General features: G+C 35.1%; 7 protein-coding genes. 5 read left to right on the forward strand and 2 right to left on the reverse strand.

The genetic code is table 11. The features are described 5' to 3' along the window. Nucleotides 1-223 precede the first annotated feature (223 nt). From ACN0WY_RS00170 to ACN0WY_RS00190, 5 genes are all read left to right on the forward strand, one after another. On the forward strand, nucleotides 224-2953 hold the full coding sequence (locus ACN0WY_RS00170; protein WP_417799167.1) for a GEVED domain-containing protein: 2730 nt from the start codon (nucleotides 224-226) through the stop codon (nucleotides 2951-2953). Nucleotides 2954-3163: 210 nt separating this feature from the next. Then, nucleotides 3164-5860: a GEVED domain-containing protein gene (locus ACN0WY_RS00175; protein WP_417799168.1), complete on the forward strand. Its 2697-nt coding sequence runs from the start codon at nucleotides 3164-3166 to the stop codon at nucleotides 5858-5860. A gap of 68 nt (nucleotides 5861-5928) precedes the next feature. Then, nucleotides 5929-9417, forward strand: a complete 3489-nt coding sequence (locus ACN0WY_RS00180; RefSeq protein WP_417799169.1) for a M4 family metallopeptidase — start codon at nucleotides 5929-5931, stop codon at nucleotides 9415-9417. 239 nt (nucleotides 9418-9656) lie between these two features. Further along, nucleotides 9657-13904, forward strand: a complete 4248-nt coding sequence (locus ACN0WY_RS00185; RefSeq protein ID WP_417799170.1) for a GEVED domain-containing protein — start codon at nucleotides 9657-9659, stop codon at nucleotides 13902-13904. 75 nt (nucleotides 13905-13979) lie between these two features. Next, entirely contained in the window at nucleotides 13980-15842 is a 1863-nt protein-coding gene (locus ACN0WY_RS00190; protein WP_330488815.1) for an ABC-F family ATP-binding cassette domain-containing protein, read from the forward strand. Between the two features lie 8 nt (nucleotides 15843-15850). Here ACN0WY_RS00190 and ACN0WY_RS00195 read toward each other — a convergent pair whose 3' ends face one another. Together ACN0WY_RS00195 and ACN0WY_RS00200 are read right to left on the reverse strand one after the other, a co-directional pair. Then, nucleotides 15851-16567, reverse strand: coding sequence for a 3'-5' exonuclease (locus ACN0WY_RS00195; RefSeq protein WP_330488816.1), 717 nt, complete (start codon nucleotides 16565-16567; stop codon nucleotides 15851-15853). Next, on the reverse strand, nucleotides 16557-18317 hold the full coding sequence (locus ACN0WY_RS00200) for a DUF4153 domain-containing protein (RefSeq protein WP_417799171.1): 1761 nt from the start codon (nucleotides 18315-18317) through the stop codon (nucleotides 16557-16559). Before ACN0WY_RS00200 ends, ACN0WY_RS00195 begins: the two co-directional genes overlap by 11 nt. Nucleotides 18318-18447 lie beyond the last annotated feature (130 nt).

Here is an 18447-nt window from a genome sequence, read left to right on the forward strand (position 1 = left end):
TTGTTAGTAAGTGTTTTAATGAGGGTTTGAGTAGGGTAAAAAGAAGCAAAAAATGAGGTTTAAGCAAGTGTTTTTTTATCATATAAAAAGATGTATAATTGTTAAAAACACATCGTTTTTAAAATTTTATTACGAATTTCTTAATAAAAACATATATTTGCTCCCGCTTTTAAAGAAAAGAAAGCAAAAAACTAAAGAAAAATTTAATTAAAAACCCTTCAAAATGAAACAAAAAATTACCCTAGTACTTATGTGCTTTTTTATGGTAGTTGGTGCCTTTTCTCAACAAAATCAGACGCAAGTAAAAAGAACTTGTGGAGTGATGGAAGATTTAGCATATAGAAAATCTAAAGATCCTAATCTTCAAAACCGTATGGATCAAATCGAAAAATTTACTCTGAGTAAAATTCAAGATTTGGAAAATCGCCAAGGAAAAATAGCGGGTGATATTATTACCATACCGGTCGTAGTACACGTTTTATACACAAATTCGACTAACAACATTAGTAATGCTCAAATTCTTTCACAAATTGAGGTATTAAACAAGGATTTTCGTAGACAAAATACAGATAGAACAAACAAATGGGCACAAGCAGCAGATACTCAAATAGAGTTTGCTATGGCTACAATTGATCCAAGTGGCAACCCAACTACAGCAATTACTAGAAAACAGGTAAACAGTTCAGATTGGGGAACAAAGTACAAAGCATACAACGCAATGAAAAGCTCTGCATCAGGAGGAGTTGATCCATGGAATACTGCTGAATACTTGAATATGTGGATTGTTCCAAAAATGACCAATACAAGTCCAGTAGGAGATAGAACTATTTTAGGGTTCGCACAGTTTCCAGGAGGAGACGCTTCTACCGATGGCTTAGTAATGATTCATGATGCTTTTGGTTCTACAGGAACACTTAATCCTTCATTCAACCTTGGTAGAACAACAACTCATGAAATAGGACACTTTTTTAATTTACGTCACATTTGGGGTGACGGTGGCTGTGGTGTTGATGATTTTGTAGCAGATACTCCAGAATCAGATGCAGCGAATTATGGTTGTAAAACAGGACATGTTTCTTGTGGTACAGAAGATATGGTTCAAAACTATATGGATTACTCAGATGATGCATGTATGAACTTATTTACTTTAGGACAAAAAAACAGAATGCGTGCCGTTTTAGAAGTAGGAGGAGCAAGACGTTCATTAGCCTTGTCTGATAAGGCAGATACACCAGCAGTTTGCAATGCGACAGTACCAACAGGTGTAACTACATCTTCAATCACTGCTACTGGAGCAACAGTTTCTTGGACTACGATTTCAGGAGCAACATACGATGTAAGATATAAAGCAACAACGAGTTCTTCATGGACAACAGTTGCTGCTACTTCAAATTCTGTAACATTAAGCGGATTATCAGCATCTACTCAATATGAAGTACAAGTACGCAGTAAGTGTTCTTCAACAAACTCAAACTATAGTGCTTCTGTAAACTTTACAACACCATCAGTAACCATTTCATATTGTACTTCAAGCGGAAATACTAGCTATGAAACAGGAATAACAAAAGTGGTTTTTGGTACTATAAATAATGCAGATGGTACTGCAAAAGATAAGGGATATGAAAACTTTACAAATTTAAGTACGACAGTTTCTCCATCTTCATCAACAAATCTTACAGTATCCGTAAATACGGACGGAAATTATAGAATTGATGTTTTTGCTTGGATTGACTGGAACCAAGATGGAGACTTTACTGATAGTGGAGAAGCATACGATTTAGGTAATATTAGTAATGTTTCTAATGGAGCTTTACCTGCAAAAGCGATCGTTGTTCCTGCAACTGCGAAATTAGGAAGTACAAGAATGAGAATTTCAGGAAAATACAATTCAGATCCTACCTCTTGTGCAACCAGCTTTGATGGGGAGGTAGAAGATTATACAGTAGTCGTTGGTACTGCACAAGCAGATACTCAAGCACCAACCGCACCAGCAAATTTAACCGCAGCTAGTGTAACACAAACTTCGTTAACTTTAAATTGGTCAGCATCAACGGACAATGTTGGAGTTACAGGGTATGACGTATATCAAGGAGCTTCTAAAATAGGTTCAGTAACAGGAACAACCACAAATGTAACAGGATTAACAGCAGGAACAGGATATACGTTTTCAGTAAAAGCTAAAGATGCAGCAGGAAATGTTTCTGCATCAAGTACAGTAAATGTTACCACACTATCTAATTCGGTATCGTATTGTACTTCTAAAGGAAATGATTCGTCTTATGAATGGATTGATAATGTTGAATTAGGAGGAATGAAGAATGCAACTGGAGATAATGGAGGGTATGCTAATTTTACTTCAAAAACAGCTACTCTAGCAAGAGGAAGTTCAAACCAAATGATTGTTAGCGCAGGCTTTAAAAGTACAGCGTATACAGAATATTGGGCTGTATGGATTGATTTTAACCAAAATGGAACATTTGAAAGTAGTGAAAAAGTAGTTTCAGGATCTTCATCAAGTGCAAACAATTTAACATCAACAGTAGCTGTACCTTCAGGAGCTACACTAGGAGCAACAAGAATGCGTGTTTCAATGAAATTTGATGCAGCTCAAACAACTTGTGAAACATTTAGTTATGGTGAAGTAGAAGATTATACAGTAAACATTGTTTCGAGTGCAAGACAAGATGCCATAGTAAGTGCAGAAAGATTGGGAGATGAAGCAACTCAAAGCGTAACGGTATATCCAAACCCTACGATTGATTTTGTAAATGTTAAACTAAACTCTTTCGTAGAAAAGACTACATTTAGAATTGTAGATATTAGGGGAAGAGTAGTTAAATCAGGAACTTTAGATGCTACAAACATTAATGTTTCAAAATTAAAAACAGGAGTATATATCCTTGAAGTTAATGATGGCCAAAAGCTATTAAAAACTAAACTTTTGAAGAAATAAACTTAAAAAGTAAAGTATAGAAAAATAAAAGCCTTAGAGACTCCTCTAAGGCTTTTTACTGGTTATTAGCATGTTATAGTGAATTTATTTTTTGTTTTTATAGGTTTTTAGTAAAAAAAATATATATTTGCTAATGTTTTAACAAAAAATTAAGAACAACTTTTTTTAGTAAAAAACGAGTTCTTAATAAACTTAAAAAACCCTTCAAAAATGAAAAACAAAATTACCCTAGCACTTCTGTGCTTATTTTTTGTTGGTGCTTCGTATGCCCAAGAAAAAAGAAACTGTCACTCCATGGAAAATTTAGAGTACAGGCAATCCCTCAATCCTTCTTTAAAAAGTAAAATGCAAGAAATTGAGTCTTTTACTCAAAAAAGAATTGCAGAAAAGAAGAACTACCAAGGAAAAATAGTAGGAAGTATTATTCAAATTCCAGTAGTTGTACACGTTATTTACAGTAATTCTCAAGAAAACATCAGTGTGGCACAAATTCAGTCGCAAATAGACGTTTTAAATGAAGATTACAGAAGAACGAACTCAGACAAAACAAATAAATGGTCTCAAGCAGCTGATACAGAAATAGAATTTTATTTAGCTCAAGTAGATCCAAATGGTAATCCAACAACAGGTATTACAAGAAAATCGTCATCTAAAACTTCATGGGGAACGAGTGATGCGATGAAAAAATCATCACAAGGAGGAGTAGATCCATGGGATACCTCTGAGTACCTTAACATGTGGGTCTGTAATATTGGTGGTGGAATCTTAGGCTATGCACAATTCCCAGGAGGTAGTGCTGCTACTGATGGAGTAGTGATGGGACCTCAATATTTTGGTAGTTCAGATAAAGGATCAGGTTTCTACTTATCATCTCCATTCGATAAAGGAAGAACAACTACTCACGAAGTAGGTCACTTTTTAAACCTTAGACATATCTGGGGTGATGGTGGTTGTGGTGTTGACGATTTTGTTTCTGATACTCCAGAATCTGATGCTGCAAACTACGGATGTGCTTCAAGTCACTCTTCTTGCGGTTCGGCAGATATGGTTGAAAACTACATGGATTACTCTGATGATACTTGTATGAACCTATTTACTTTAGGTCAAAAAAATAGAATGCGTGCGGTTTTAGAATCAGGAGGAGTACGTAGAAGTTTAGCCTTGTCTGATAAAACAGGAGGTTCTACTTCATGTACAGCAACAGTGCCAACAGGAGTTGCTGTTTCTAGTATTACTTCTTCAGGTGCATCAGTATCTTGGACAGCAGTTTCTGGAGCTACATACGATGTAAGATACCGTCAAACAGGAACTTCGTCATGGACAACCAATGCAGTTTCTGGAACTTCAACATCTTTAAGCGGATTATCAGCTTTAACTCAATACGAAGTACAAGTACGTAGCAAATGTTCAGATGGATCAAATTCAGCATACAGTGCCTCTTCAACTTTTACCACTCCTGAAGTAACAATTTCTTATTGTTCTTCAAAAGGAAACAGTGTTTCTGATGAATATATTGGAAGAGTACAATTAGGAACTATTGATAATAGCACAGGAGGAGGAAATGGGTATTCAGACCATACAGGAATTACAACAAATTTAGCAAAAGGAACTTCTCATACGATTACGATAACTCCAACTTGGACAGGAACTGTATACAATGAAGGATACGGTGTTTGGATCGATTACAATCAAGATGGAGACTTTTCAGATTCAGGAGAGACTGTTTGGACGAAGGCAGCTTCTAAAGATACACCTGTTAGTACCTCTTTTACAGTACCAGCTTCTGCAACAGAAGGAGCAACAAGAATGCGTATCGTATTAAAATACAATGCAACACCAACAGCGTGTGAGGCTTCATTTTCTTATGGTGAAGTAGAAGATTATACAGTAGTAATCGGTGCAGGAACACCCGATACAACAGCACCCACTACACCAACAAGTTTAGCAGCATCTAGTGTAACACAAACAACATTAGCGTTAAATTGGTCAGCATCAACAGATAATGTTGGAGTAACTGGTTATGATGTTTATCAAGGAACTACCAATATTGGTTCTGTAACAGGAACTACAATGAATGTAACAGGATTAACAGCTGCTACTACGTATACTTTCTCAGTGAGAGCAAAAGATGCTGCAGGAAATGTTTCCGCTTCTAGTAGTGCTATAAATGTAACTACTTTATCAAATTCAGTATCGTATTGTGCTTCTAAAGGAAACAACTCTTCATATGAGTGGATTGATAATGTTGAATTAGGAGGAATGACTAATGCAACTGGAAATAATGGAGGATATGCTGATTTTACTTCAAAAACAGCCACCTTGGCCTTAGGAAGCTCAAACCAAATGACTATTAGTGCAGGATTTAGCAGTTCTTCATACACAGAATATTGGGCTGTTTGGATTGACTTTAATCAAAACGGAACATTCGAAAGTAGTGAAAAGGTTGTAACAGGATCCTCGTCAAGTGCTAATAACTTAACAGCTACAGTAGATGTTCCTGCAGGAGCCACTTTAGGAGCCACAAGAATGCGTGTTTCTATGAAATATAACGCTGCTCAAACAGCTTGTGAAACATTTACCTATGGAGAAGTAGAAGATTATACAGTAAATATTGTTTCTAGTACAAGACAAGAATCTTCAGCTAGTGTAAATGGAGAAAGATTGGGTAATGAAAGCACATTAGACTTAATGGCGTATCCTAACCCAGCAGTAGACTTTATTCAAGTAAAATTAGCGACGAGAGCTGATCATATGACTTATAAAATTGTAAATACTATTGGTAGAGTAATGAAAGCAGGACGCTTAAACTCTTCAAACATCGATGTTTCAAAATTAAACACAGGGATGTATATTTTAGAAGTGAATGATGGTCAAAAATTACTAACAACTAAAGTATTTAAAAAATAAATCTTACCAAAAGCCTGAGTTATTTCTCAGGCTTTTTAATTAAAATCAATTAACTAAACCCTTCAAAAATGAAACACAATTATTATGTAAGAGCTGTGTTTTTATCTGCTTTTCTATTTGCAGGAGTTTATACGATAAACGCCCAAGAAAACAGAGAGTTAAAACACATTAAGTTCGACAAGTCTTCAAAAGTGTCTTTACAAAAAGCACCAGATTTAATTAAGCAAAAGTTAAAACTATTTAAAAATGATGGCTTGCAAAAAATTAAGTCAAACAGAGATGATTTAGGTTTTACACACGAAAAATTTCAACAAAAATTTAAAGGAATAAAAGTAGAATTTGCCACGTATACAGCACATGCAAAGAACGGTGCTTTAATGAGTATGAATGGTGAGTTTTATGATGTTGGAAAAGTACAAGTAATTCCAAAACTTTCAAAAGCGCAAGCGTTTAGAAAAGCGCTATCACACACAGGAGCAGAAAAGTATTTATGGGAGTTTCCTGAGGCAGCCAAAGAAATGGATAATTATAAAAAGCCAGAAGGAGAGTTGTTAATTCTTCCTAGAGAAATTATAGGAAAAAAAGAAGCCAGACTCGCTTATAAATTCGACATTTTCGCTACAAAGCCATTAAGTAGAGGATATTTATATATAGATGCTCATACAGGAGAAGCATTGTTTTACAATGCTATTATTAAGCACTTAGATGAATTTGGTCATGTAGGTGAGCTTACCGAGCACGCAAAAAAAAGTAAAAAAAATGTAGAAGCAATAACAGCTGCATTTGTGTCTGGTACTGCGCAAACTCGTTATAGCGGAACACGAACTATAGAAACATCACTAAGTGGAGGAAACTATATTTTAAGTGATTCTGGAAGAAAAATATATACCAGAGATGCAAAAAACCAAGCGCCAGGCTCTACCTACCCATATGTTACAAATTACGATCAGTTTACTGATAATGATAATAATTGGACCACAGCAGAACATAGTGCGAACAAAGATGATGCAGCATTAGATGCTCATTGGGGAGCCATGATGACCTACGAGTATTTTTTACAGAAGCATAACAGAAATAGTTATGACAACAGTGGAGCTCAAATTAGAAGCTATGTACATGTGGATACTAATTATGATAATGCTTTTTGGAACGGTTCGGTAATGTCTTATGGAGACGGTTCATCGAATGGAACGGAAGGAAATGGTAGTTTTGATGCTTTAACTTCTATTGATGTTGCTGCTCATGAAATAGGACATGCAGTATGTACGTATACAGCAAATTTAGCATACCAAAGAGAATCAGGAGCTTTAAATGAAGGTTTCTCAGATATTTGGGGAGCAGCTGTTGAACATTTTGCAAAAGGAAATGGAAACGATTTAAACCCAGACCTTTCAGTTTGGTTAATTGGAGATGAAATTGATAGACGTAGTGGTTCTGCTGCTTTACGTTCTATGAACGATCCAAAATCACAAGGGCAACCAGATACCTACGGAGGAACTTATTGGAAGAACCCAAATTGTGGTACTCCAACAAGATTTAATGATTACTGTGGAGTTCATACAAACTCAGGAGTTTTAAACAAATGGTTTTACTTACTATCAGTTGGTGGGTCTGGAACAAACGATGCAAGTGATACCTATAATGTAACAGGAATAGGAATCGCAAAAGCAGCTAAAATTGCGTATCGTACCGAAGCTAATTATTTATCAGCTAGTTCTACTTTTGCCGATGCAAGAACAGGAGCTATACAAGCAGCTACCGACTTATACGGAGCAAATTCTCAAGAAGTAATTTCTACAACCAATGCGTTTTATGCAGTCAATGTAGGAGAAGAATTTGTACAAACATGTGCTTTAGCAGCCCCAACAAATTTAAGTTCTTCAAATATTGGTGATAACGGATTTACGGTAACTTGGACAGCAGTTTCAGGAGCCGCTTCCTACGATGTAACCATTGGAGGAACGACAACAAATGTAGCAGGAACATCATTTAACGCTACAGGGTTGTTAAGCGGAACAGAATATACGGTATCAGTAGCAGCCAAATGTACAGCAGGTGGAACAGGAACATCAGCAACAATGAATGTAACAACCACAGGTACACCACCACTTAACTATTGTGCTTCGCAAGGAAATAGCGTTGCTGATGAATATATAGAAAGAGTTCAGTTAGGAAGTATAGATAATACTTCAGATGGAGGTGGAGGATATTCTGATTTCACTACAATCTCAACCGATTTATCTATTGGTGATTCTAATACAATAACTATTACGCCTAAATGGACAGGTACTGTTTACAGTGAAGGTTATGGAGTATGGATTGATTATAACCAAGATGGAGATTTTTCTGATTCTGGAGAAACTGTTTGGACAAAAGCAGCATCGAAAGATACTCCTGTAAGTACTTCATTTACAGTGCCAGCTTCAGCTACTTTAGGAGCTACAAGAATGAGAGTTGTATTAAAATATAATGCTACACCAACAGCCTGTGAAGCAACATTTTCTTATGGTGAAGTAGAAGATTATACAGTTACTATTACAAATGCTACACCTGATACAGAAGCTCCTACAGCACCTTCTTCAGTAGCTGCATCTAATGTTGAAGAAACAACAGCAACATTAAGTTGGACTGCGTCTACAGATAATGTTGGAGTAGCTAGCTATGAAGTATTTAACGGAACTACAAGTGCAGGAACTGTTAGTGGTACATCTATGAACTTAACAGGATTAACTGCAAATACTACATATAACTTTACAGTAAAAGCAAAAGATGCGGCAGGAAACGTTTCAGCATCAAGTAACACAGCCACTTTTACAACAAAAGAAGTGTCTGCAGTAGAGTATTGTACTTCTCAAGGAAACAATTCTTCTTACGAATGGATTGACAGAGTTTCTATGGGAGGAGTTGACAACAATACAGGAAACGATGGTGGTTATAAAGATTATACCAACCTAACCATGAATGTGGCTCCAGGATCTAACCGACTGTATGTAAGTGCTGGTTTTAGTAGTTCTTCTTATACAGAGTATTGGAAAGCGTGGATTGACTACGATAAAGATGGTGTTTTTGAAGATACAGAAGTTGTGTTAAGTGGTTCTTCTTCAAGTGCTGGAGAACTTTATGAAGATTTTACAATTCCATCAAACGTTTCAGGAACAACAAGACTTAGAGTTTCTATGAAGTTTAACAGCGCTCAAACAGCTTGTGAAACATTTACTTATGGAGAGGTAGAAGATTACACTGTTAATATTTCTTCAGGTTCTTTAGTACCTGCCATAACTGGTTTTTCAGCCGATATTGGTGGAGAAGTAATAGGAAATGAAGAAAGTTTAGACGTATTAGCATATCCTAATCCAGCAGTAGATTTTGTACAAGTAAAACTAGCTTCAAAAGCAGCTAAAATTAGTTACAAAGTGATAAACACTGTTGGTAAAGTAGTAAAAGAAGGTCGTTTAAAATCTTCTAATCTAGACATTTCAAAACTAAATACAGGAATGTACATTTTAGAGGTAAATGACGGACAAAAACTACTTACAACAAAACTGTTTAAAAAGTAAGTTTTTTAAAAACATTAAAGAAAAACAAAAGTCTGAGTTCTTACTCAGGCTTTTGCTTGTTTTAAATTGTAAACACCATTGAGAATACATCTTTGACTTAGCTAGGGGTGGCTGAACTATTAAAATTGGTTTAAAAAGGGTTAAAATGAGTCTATTCAAAAAGGTAAGAGACGAAGAAAAGGTAGCATGACAAAAGAGCTAGGAAATAAAAACTTAATTATTTAATTAAATTAATTCAAATGAACAAAAAGTTTAAATTTCTGATTGGAGGGCTGTCTGTTGCAGCAGTTTCAATTATTGGTTCAGATTATCTTAAAAAGCAAGATGTTGCTGATAAACTGGCCGAACAACGTAAAGTACACAGTACTTTTTTAAAGGAAAGTCCTTTAAATGAATCGTTAAAATGGGGGAAAAAAGAAAGAAAACTTAAAGGATTACCACCGAACAGGTATTTTGATCAAATGCAATTACTTACCATGAATCCAGCTACAGGAAAAATGGAGGATGGAAGTTTAGCAGGGTTGAGAGAAGAGCTGTTGAAAAAAAGAGCACAACAGAAAAATCCTGGAGACAATGGAAATTCATGGACTGAAAGAGGACCTAACAATGTAGGAGGCCGTACAAGAGTTGTTTTATTTGATCCAAATGACGCTACAAACAATACCGTATACGCTGGTGGAGTAAGTGGAGGATTATGGAAAAACACAGATATTAGCAATGCGAACTCGCAGTGGACAAGAATACAAAATGTACCAGGAAACTTATCGGTAACTTCTATTACAGTAGATCCAAGAAACTCAAACAGATGGTATGTGGGCACAGGGGAACAATATACAGCAGGAGACGTAGTAGGAAATGGTGTTTATGTAACTACCGATGGTGGTACAACATGGAACGCAGTTAATATACCAGCGGCAGGAGATGCAATTATTAATTACAATGCAAGCAATGTTTTCTTATCTGGAATTCATTATGTAAATGATGTACTAGCATGGGATAATGGAACCACAACAGAATTATTCGTTGCAGTTGGAGCCCATGTGTACGGAGATTCTTCTAGCCCTAGAAACTGGTTAGGATTGCAGTCTGCAGGATTGTACCGTTCTACAGATAACGGAAATACTTGGAACAGAATAGAAGCTGCCAATATGAAGTATACTTTTGGAGGAAAAGATTATTATTATATAGCGAATGATTTAGAAGTAAGTGCTAACAATACTTTATGGATGGGAACGATTGCTTCTGCTCTAGGAGAAGGTGGAGGTAGAGTATTTAGCTCTACAAATGGAGGTACTTGGACAGAGGCAGCAGCTTCACCTTTAACAGAATCTAATAGAGTTGAAATAGAACCTTCTGCTACCGATGCAAATAAGATTTACGCATTAACACAAGGAACAACAAGTGCTGCTCCTGTTCATATTTATAAAACAACCAATGCTTTTTCAACAGCAAGTGCAACATCATTGCCAAATGATGCAGATACAAATATTTCGGCAAACGATTTTTGTCGAGGACAAGCGTTTTATGACTTAGTAATTGAAGCAGATCCAACAAATGATAATATTGTATATGTTGGAGGTATCGACTTATTTAAAACCACAAACGGAGGATCTTCTTGGTCTCAATTATCACACTGGTATGGAGGTTTTGGTCATCAAAATGTTCACGCAGATCAACACTCAATAGCATTTGGAAACAACAACTCATCAAGAATGCTATTTGGAAATGATGGAGGAATCTATTATTCAGGAAATGCAGGAAGTACAATTAGTGTACGAAACAAAGGGTATAACGTAACCCAGTTTGTAAAGGCAGGAATTGGTCCTGACGGAGTAGGTGATGTTGATGGAATTTTTAGTGCGGGTGCTCAAGATAACGGTACTCAAGCCTTTAGAAATGCAGCAGCAGGAGTTAATAGCTCAACAGAATTAAGTGATGGTGATGGATTTTACACTTTCGTTGATAAAGATGGAGACTATATGATTGCTACCTACGTAAATAACGTAATATATAGGTTTAGCTTACCTTGGAATGGTTTGGGAAGGCAACAAGGAGGAGCTACAACATTATCAAGTGACCAAAATACAGGCGATTTCGTAAACCCTATGGGTTATGATAATGATGCAAATCGTTTATTATCTAATGCATCTACAAGCTCAGCTAATTCGATTTTGAGTATTAATGTAGCATCAAATTCAAAAGGAAACATAACAAATGCATTATTAGATGCTAGCCCAACAGCTTTTCAAGCATCTCCTTTTACAAATAATGTATGGTTTGTAGGGTTAGCGAACGGTAAACTATTAAAGTTAACAAACGTTACAAATTCTAACGCGACATGGTCAAATATCAATACTCCTTTTGTTGGTTCAGTATCTTCAGTAAGGTTTGGAGCTACAGAAAATGATATTTTTGTAACGATACATAACTATGGAGTAACGAGTGTTTGGGCTACTTCTGATGGAGGAACAAATTGGGTAAGCAAAGAAGGAAACTTACCAAATATTCCAGTAAGAGATATTTTACAAAATCCGTTAGATAGAACAGAAGCTATTTTAGCAACACAATTAGGAGTTTGGTCAACATCCAACTTTAATGATGCAAATCCTAATTGGAATCAAGCGTATAACGGAATGAGCGATGTGAGTGTTACTTCATTAGATTATTGGAATGTAAGTGGAGACCATGTTACTAACAAAGTTATCGCATCTACTTATGGTAGAGGGGTATTTACAGGTTCGTTTACAAGCAATGCTGCTGCCGATACAGAAGCACCTTCTGCTCCAACTAATTTAACTGCGAGTTCTATAACAGCAACAAGTTTAACGTTAAATTGGACCGCATCAACAGATAACGTAGGTGTTACAGGGTATGATGTATACCAAGGAGCAACTAAAATAGGAGGCTCAACAACAACTTCATATAATGTAACCGGTTTAACAGCAAGTACAGCATATACATTTACTGTAAAAGCTAAAGATGCTGCAGGAAATATTTCAGCAGTGAGCAATACAGCAAATGCTACTACTACAGCAGCAACAATTACGTATTGTACCTCTAAAGGAAATAGCGTTTCAGATGAGTATATTGGAAGAGTTCAGTTAGGAAGTATTGATAATTCTTCAGGAGGAGGAAATGGATACTCTGACCACACTGGAATTTCTACCGATTTAGAAAAAGGAAAATCAAACACCATTACGATTACACCAACCTGGACAGGAACAAAATATGACGAAGGGTATGGAGTTTGGATTGATTACAACCAAGATGGAGATTTTTCTGATGCTGGAGAAACGGTTTGGACAAAAGCTAAATCGAAAGATACTCCTGTAAGTACATCGTTTACAGTGCCTAGTTCAGCGGTGGATGGAGCTACAAGAATGAGAATCGTTATGAAGTATAATGCAACACCAACAGCTTGTGAGGCATCATTCTCTTATGGTGAAGTAGAAGATTACACAGTGAATATTACAGCTGCTGTAGCCGATACACAAGCACCAACAGCACCTAGTAGTTTGGCTACATCAAACGTTGCACAAACTACATTAACTTTATCTTGGACCGCATCAACAGACAATGTAGGTGTTACAGGATACGATGTATATCAAGGAGCAACTAAGTTAACAACTGTTACAACAACATCTTACAACGTAACAGGGTTAACCGCTAATACAGCGTATACATTCTCAGTAAAAGCAGCAGATGCAGCAGGAAATATCTCTTCAGCAAGCAATACAGTAAATGTTACTACATTAGACAATGTTGTTACTTATTGTACTTCAAAAGGAAATAGAGTTTCCTATGAGTGGATAGATTATGTTTCTTTTGGAGGAATGACCAATACCACTGCTGCAAATGGAGGATATGGTGATTTTACAAACAAAATAGCAACAGTTACTCAAGGAACAACGAATCAAATTATTGTAAGTGCAGGATTTAGTGGTTCTTCATATACTGAGTATTTCACCGTTTGGATTGATTATAACCGTAATGGAACTTTTGAAAGTAGTGAACAAACTTCTTTAGGTTCGTCTAGTACAGCAGCAAATAGATCAGCAAACATCTCTATTCCAGCAAGTGCGTTATTAGGACAAACAAGAATGCGTGTATCTATGAAATACAACGGAGCATCAACAGCTTGTGAAACTTTTGCAGATGGAGAAGTAGAAGATTATACAGTGAATATTGTTAATTCATCATCTTCAGTAGCAATTTCAGGTACAAGTGATGCGTTTGCTGAGCCATTAGACAAAGAAGCAAAATTGAGTTTAATAGCATATCCAAACCCAGCTGTAAGTAATGTTTCTGTGAGATTTGGAAGCAACGAAAATGTAAGTTATAAAATAACAAATACCATTGGTAGAGTTGTGTTAAGAGGAAAAACAGTTAACGGTACTGTAAATGTTTCTAGCTTAAAAACAGGAATTTATTTATTGGAAGCGAACGATGGTAAAAAATCAGAAACCATTAAATTAATGAAGAAATAAAAGCTTTTCTTTTAATTATAACAAAACCCGAGCAATTGCTCGGGTTTTTTGTTTCTTTGCATAAAATTATAGAGAATGAATTACCTATCAGTAGAAAACATAGCAAAATCGTATGGCGAAAAGGTCTTATTTGAAGCTATTTCTTTTGGAATTAATAAAGATCAAAAAATAGCCTTTGTTGCTAAAAATGGTAGCGGAAAAACCTCTATTTTAAACATTATTGCTGGAAAGGACACACCAGATGAAGGACAAGTTATCAGCAGAAAAGGAATTAATATTGCGTATTTGGCGCAAGACGATGACTTGAACCCTGAATTAACTATTGAAGAAACTATTTTTTCAACAGAAAGCACCATTCTTCCAATTATTCAGCAGTACGAAAAAGCATTACAAAATCCTGATGATACAGAAGCGTATCAAAAGGCATTTGAACTAATGGAACAGCATAATGCCTGGGATTTTGAAACACAGTACAAACAAATACTTTCTAAGTTAAAGCTTGATGATTTGTCACAAAAAGTAGGAAAGCTTTCTGGAGGGCAAAAAAAGCGACTGTCGTTAGCAATCATTCTAATTAATAAACCTGATTTATTAATACTTGATGAGCCAACTAACCATTTAGATTTGGAAATGATTGAGTGGTTAGAAGCCTTTTTTGCGAAAGAAAAAATTACCTTGTTTATGGTTACACACGACCGTTATTTTTTAGAGCGTGTGTGTAATGAGATTATTGAATTAGACAACGGAAAGCTTTATAAATACAAAGGAAACTATTCGTACTATCTTCAAAATAAAGAAGAGCGATTAGCTTTAGAAGCAACGAACTTAAGCAAAGCAAAAAGCTTGTTTAAAAAAGAGCTGGATTGGATGCGTCGCCAACCAAAAGCGCGTACGACCAAATCTAAATCACGTATAGATGACTTTTTCCAAATTAAAGAGAAAGCACATCAACGAAGAAAAGAGCATGAAGTTCAGTTAGAAATTAACATGGAGCGTTTAGGAAGCAAAATTGTAGAGCTTCATAAACTAAAAAAGAACTTTGGAGATAAAGTTATTTTAGATGGATTTGATTACGTTTTTAAACGAGGAGAACGTATAGGAATTATTGGAAAAAACGGAACAGGAAAATCCTCTTTTTTAAATATATTAACAGGTAAAATTCCTGTAGATGGCGGTAAGGTAATTGTAGGTGAAACGGTAAAATTTGGCTACTACACTCAAAAAGGAATCCAAATAAAAGAAGGTCAAAAAGTAATAGAAGTTATTAAAGAGTTTGGAGAAGAAATTCCGTTAACGAAAGGAAGAAGAATTTCTGCAGCTCAATTATTAGAACGTTTTTTATTCGACCGAAAAAAACAACACGATTTTGTTGAAAAGTTAAGCGGAGGAGAGCAAAAGCGGTTGTATTTGTGTGCGGTGTTAATTCAAAACCCTAACTTTTTAATTCTTGATGAGCCTACCAACGACTTGGATGTAGTAACGTTAAATGTGTTAGAGAGCTTTTTACTCGATTATCCAGGAAACCTAATGGTGGTATCGCACGACCGTTATTTTATGGATAAGATAGTTGATGGCTTATTTGTTTTTAAAGGAAATGGAGAAGTAGAGAATTTTCCAGGAAATTACTCTGATTACAGAGCATATGAAAGCTCTTTACCACCAGAACCTAAGGAAGAGAAAAAAGTAGCTGAAAAGCAAGAAAAAACACCTCAAAAAGGAAAGTTGAGTTATAACGAAAAACGAGAGTTTGGTCAACTAGAGGTTGATATTGAAAGGCTACAAAAGAAGAAAGTAAAATTAGAAGCGCAATTCACCAAGGGAGAAATAGCGATGGATGATATCAATGAAAAATCACTCGAATTACAAGAAGTTATAGATAGTTTAGAAGAAAAAGAAGAACGTTGGTTTGAGCTTTCGATGAAGTTGGAAGGAGAATAGGTGTGATATTACACCCTTATAATGTCAACTTCATCAATTAAAGGTTTATTTAAAAAACGAAGCAGGAGTTGTGCAACCGCTACAGTATCGCGTTCGCAATATTCAACAATACGTGATAGGTTTTTTTCTTGGTAATACACATTAGCAACCTCACTTCCATCAATATCTTGTTTGGGAGAGGGAATTCCTAAAATAGCAGTCAGTAATTTTAAAGAAGTGTAGTGTTTATAGTCGCCAAACTTCCATAAATCCATTGTATCTAAATGTGGTATCTCCCAAGGTTTTTTACCAAATAAATTGAGTTTGTTTGGTAAATCTACTCGATTAATAATCATTCGTCGTGCGATGTATGGAAAATCAAATTCTTTTCCATTATGTGCACATAATAGGTGGTTTGGATGGTTAAAATGTGTATCGAGCAAATTTTTAAAATCAAGCAAAAGTTTGTGCTCATTATCGCCATAAAAAGAAGTAACTCGTAGTTGGTTTTCACCTTTACGTTCTACAAAATACCCTACTGAAATACAGATGATTTTCCCAAACTCAGCCCAAATTCCTGCTCGATGATAAAACTCTTCAGGAGTAAATTCATCTTTACGTTGGTATTGTGTTTTTAAAGCATACAACTCTTGCATTTCAGGAGATAAATCAGCAAACAATTCTACTTCAGGAACGGTTTCAATATCTAAAAACAAGATGTTTTGTAAATGGAGTTTATTCAGCATTTTTTTCTTTGATTAAAACATAAACATCGGCACTAGATAAATATTTTTTGGTTGCATTATCATCTATTTTCGATAAACCAATACTATGGAAAATAAATTTTACGCTTAGCGTTTTAAAGTCATGTTCAATGGTCATTAAATCAGGTGATATAGTATAGTTTTTTTCTTGAGCCTTAAGTTTTTTAATCATTTCAGAACAATCAATTTCACCAATAGAAGTATCACCTTTTAAAACGTTAATAGTATTTATTTTTTCACTCAAATAAAAACGATATCCCTGAATTATATTCTTCTTATTGTAGTTGTTAAGAAATAGTCTTTTTAAAAAATCGTATTTCTTAGTGTTGATAGTTAAATTAAATTCATCAACGCTGTAATAATCGTTTCCATGTGTTTTATGAGGAGAGTTTGTTACCTTTATCTCTAAACTATCCATTAACCTGTTTTGCAGTTGCCAACGGCTATCAGTTTTAAACGTTGTTTTTGGATTATAGCCTAAAATAGGTTCTACTTTATGTAGTTCTTGCTTATTGTTCAGGTACCTCACGATGGAACGAAGTTGATTTTTCTTTTCAAACGTGGTAGAAAAGTTATCTTTTTTAATAGCAGTATATACCTTTTTAAATTGAAGAAGCTGACTCTTTGTTGATATCGAAAAAACGCCCCAAAAACCAAAAGAAACGAGAAAAGCAATACCAGCCAAACTAAAAGGAAAGACCTTCATTTTTTTACCTTTACTAAAAAGTATGTAGAGGCACATGGCCAAAATCCAACAAGCTAAAACAAGTACGAAATAACGGTTTTCGGTGACACCATATTCATTAATACGTCTAAAAATAGCAATAAAAAGTAAAGCAATTAGTGGTAGTAATAAGTAATAAAACCACGGGTAAAACCTGCTAATTGTACGAGAATTTATGGTTTTTTGAATGGGGTTGATAAGTATTTGAACAATAAACCCTAAAAAAGAAAGGGCAATAACTAAATAAGAAACCCATCCCTTAGGTAAGTTCCAGTTGATTATTATTTTTAACCCATACGCGTATAAAATGATGAGGTATAAAATTACTAGCGGAATTAAGATGTACTTAACCAATACCTCTAGAGCTTTGGTATAGTTAATAGCGAGTTGGTTATGAACTTCTTTAGGAAAATCAGAAAGGTAAATCCAGGTGTTTACAATTCCTATGCAAAACACAAAAACCTGAAAAAAACGTTCTCCTTTAAAATCAATAGCAAACAAATGTTTAATAGCCAGAAGTGCTAACACAATACCTAAATATAATATCAGGGAGAAAAAAAGACTTCTAACTAAAGCTATAAAAACAGATTTTAAGTAATTGAAATACGCAGATTTATTCCAGCTAAAAACAAAGGGAGCCACCATTACAAGTAAATGCCCAGTTAGAAAGTAAAGCACAAAACGGATGATAGAGTTTTGATGAATCTCTGAACCATCAATATCAACACTAAAATAAAATAAGAGTAGAAAGCCCAAAGTTAGTAAGAATACCCACGTTTTATCTTTTGTAAACTGTTCTTCAAAAAAACGAGTAGCAATCAACCAACTAATTCCCAAGGTAAAAATTAAAATAGTCTTGCCGTAAAAAGCACTATCAAAAGTATTCGTTTCAATTGTACATAAAGTAAAAAGGGTGCCTACAATTGCCCAACAAAGAGTTATAGGAAATCGTTTAAATGTATCTTTAGCATTGGAAGTAATTTCTCCAAGGGAAGAAATGATTTTCATAAGAAACAATTTGTATAAAGATACAAAAACAACCAAAAAAGAAAAACAAAAGAAATTTCTTAATTCCTTTTAAGCAAAAGTTTAGTAAATATTAAATGAACGTTAAGTTAAGCATGCATATAATGGGTTT

It is taken from the genome of Tenacibaculum sp., assembly GCF_048269885.1.
Taxonomy (GTDB): domain Bacteria; phylum Bacteroidota; class Bacteroidia; order Flavobacteriales; family Flavobacteriaceae; genus Polaribacter.

Bases quoted from the DNA above. Each gene is read 5' to 3' on its own strand.
- ACN0WY_RS00200 (WP_417799171.1), bottom strand. From the start codon at position 18,317: ATGAAAATCATTTCTTCCCTTGGAGAAATTACTTCCAATGCTAAAGAT.
- ACN0WY_RS00195 (WP_330488816.1), bottom strand. From the start codon at position 16,567: ATGCTGAATAAACTCCATTTACAAAACATCTTGTTTTTAGATATTGAA.
- ACN0WY_RS00180 (WP_417799169.1), top strand. From the start codon at position 5,929: ATGAAACACAATTATTATGTAAGAGCTGTGTTTTTATCTGCTTTTCTA.
- ACN0WY_RS00175 (WP_417799168.1), top strand. From the start codon at position 3,164: ATGAAAAACAAAATTACCCTAGCACTTCTGTGCTTATTTTTTGTTGGT.
- ACN0WY_RS00185 (WP_417799170.1), top strand. From the start codon at position 9,657: ATGAACAAAAAGTTTAAATTTCTGATTGGAGGGCTGTCTGTTGCAGCA.
- ACN0WY_RS00170 (WP_417799167.1), top strand. From the start codon at position 224: ATGAAACAAAAAATTACCCTAGTACTTATGTGCTTTTTTATGGTAGTT.
- ACN0WY_RS00190 (WP_330488815.1), top strand. From the start codon at position 13,980: ATGAATTACCTATCAGTAGAAAACATAGCAAAATCGTATGGCGAAAAG.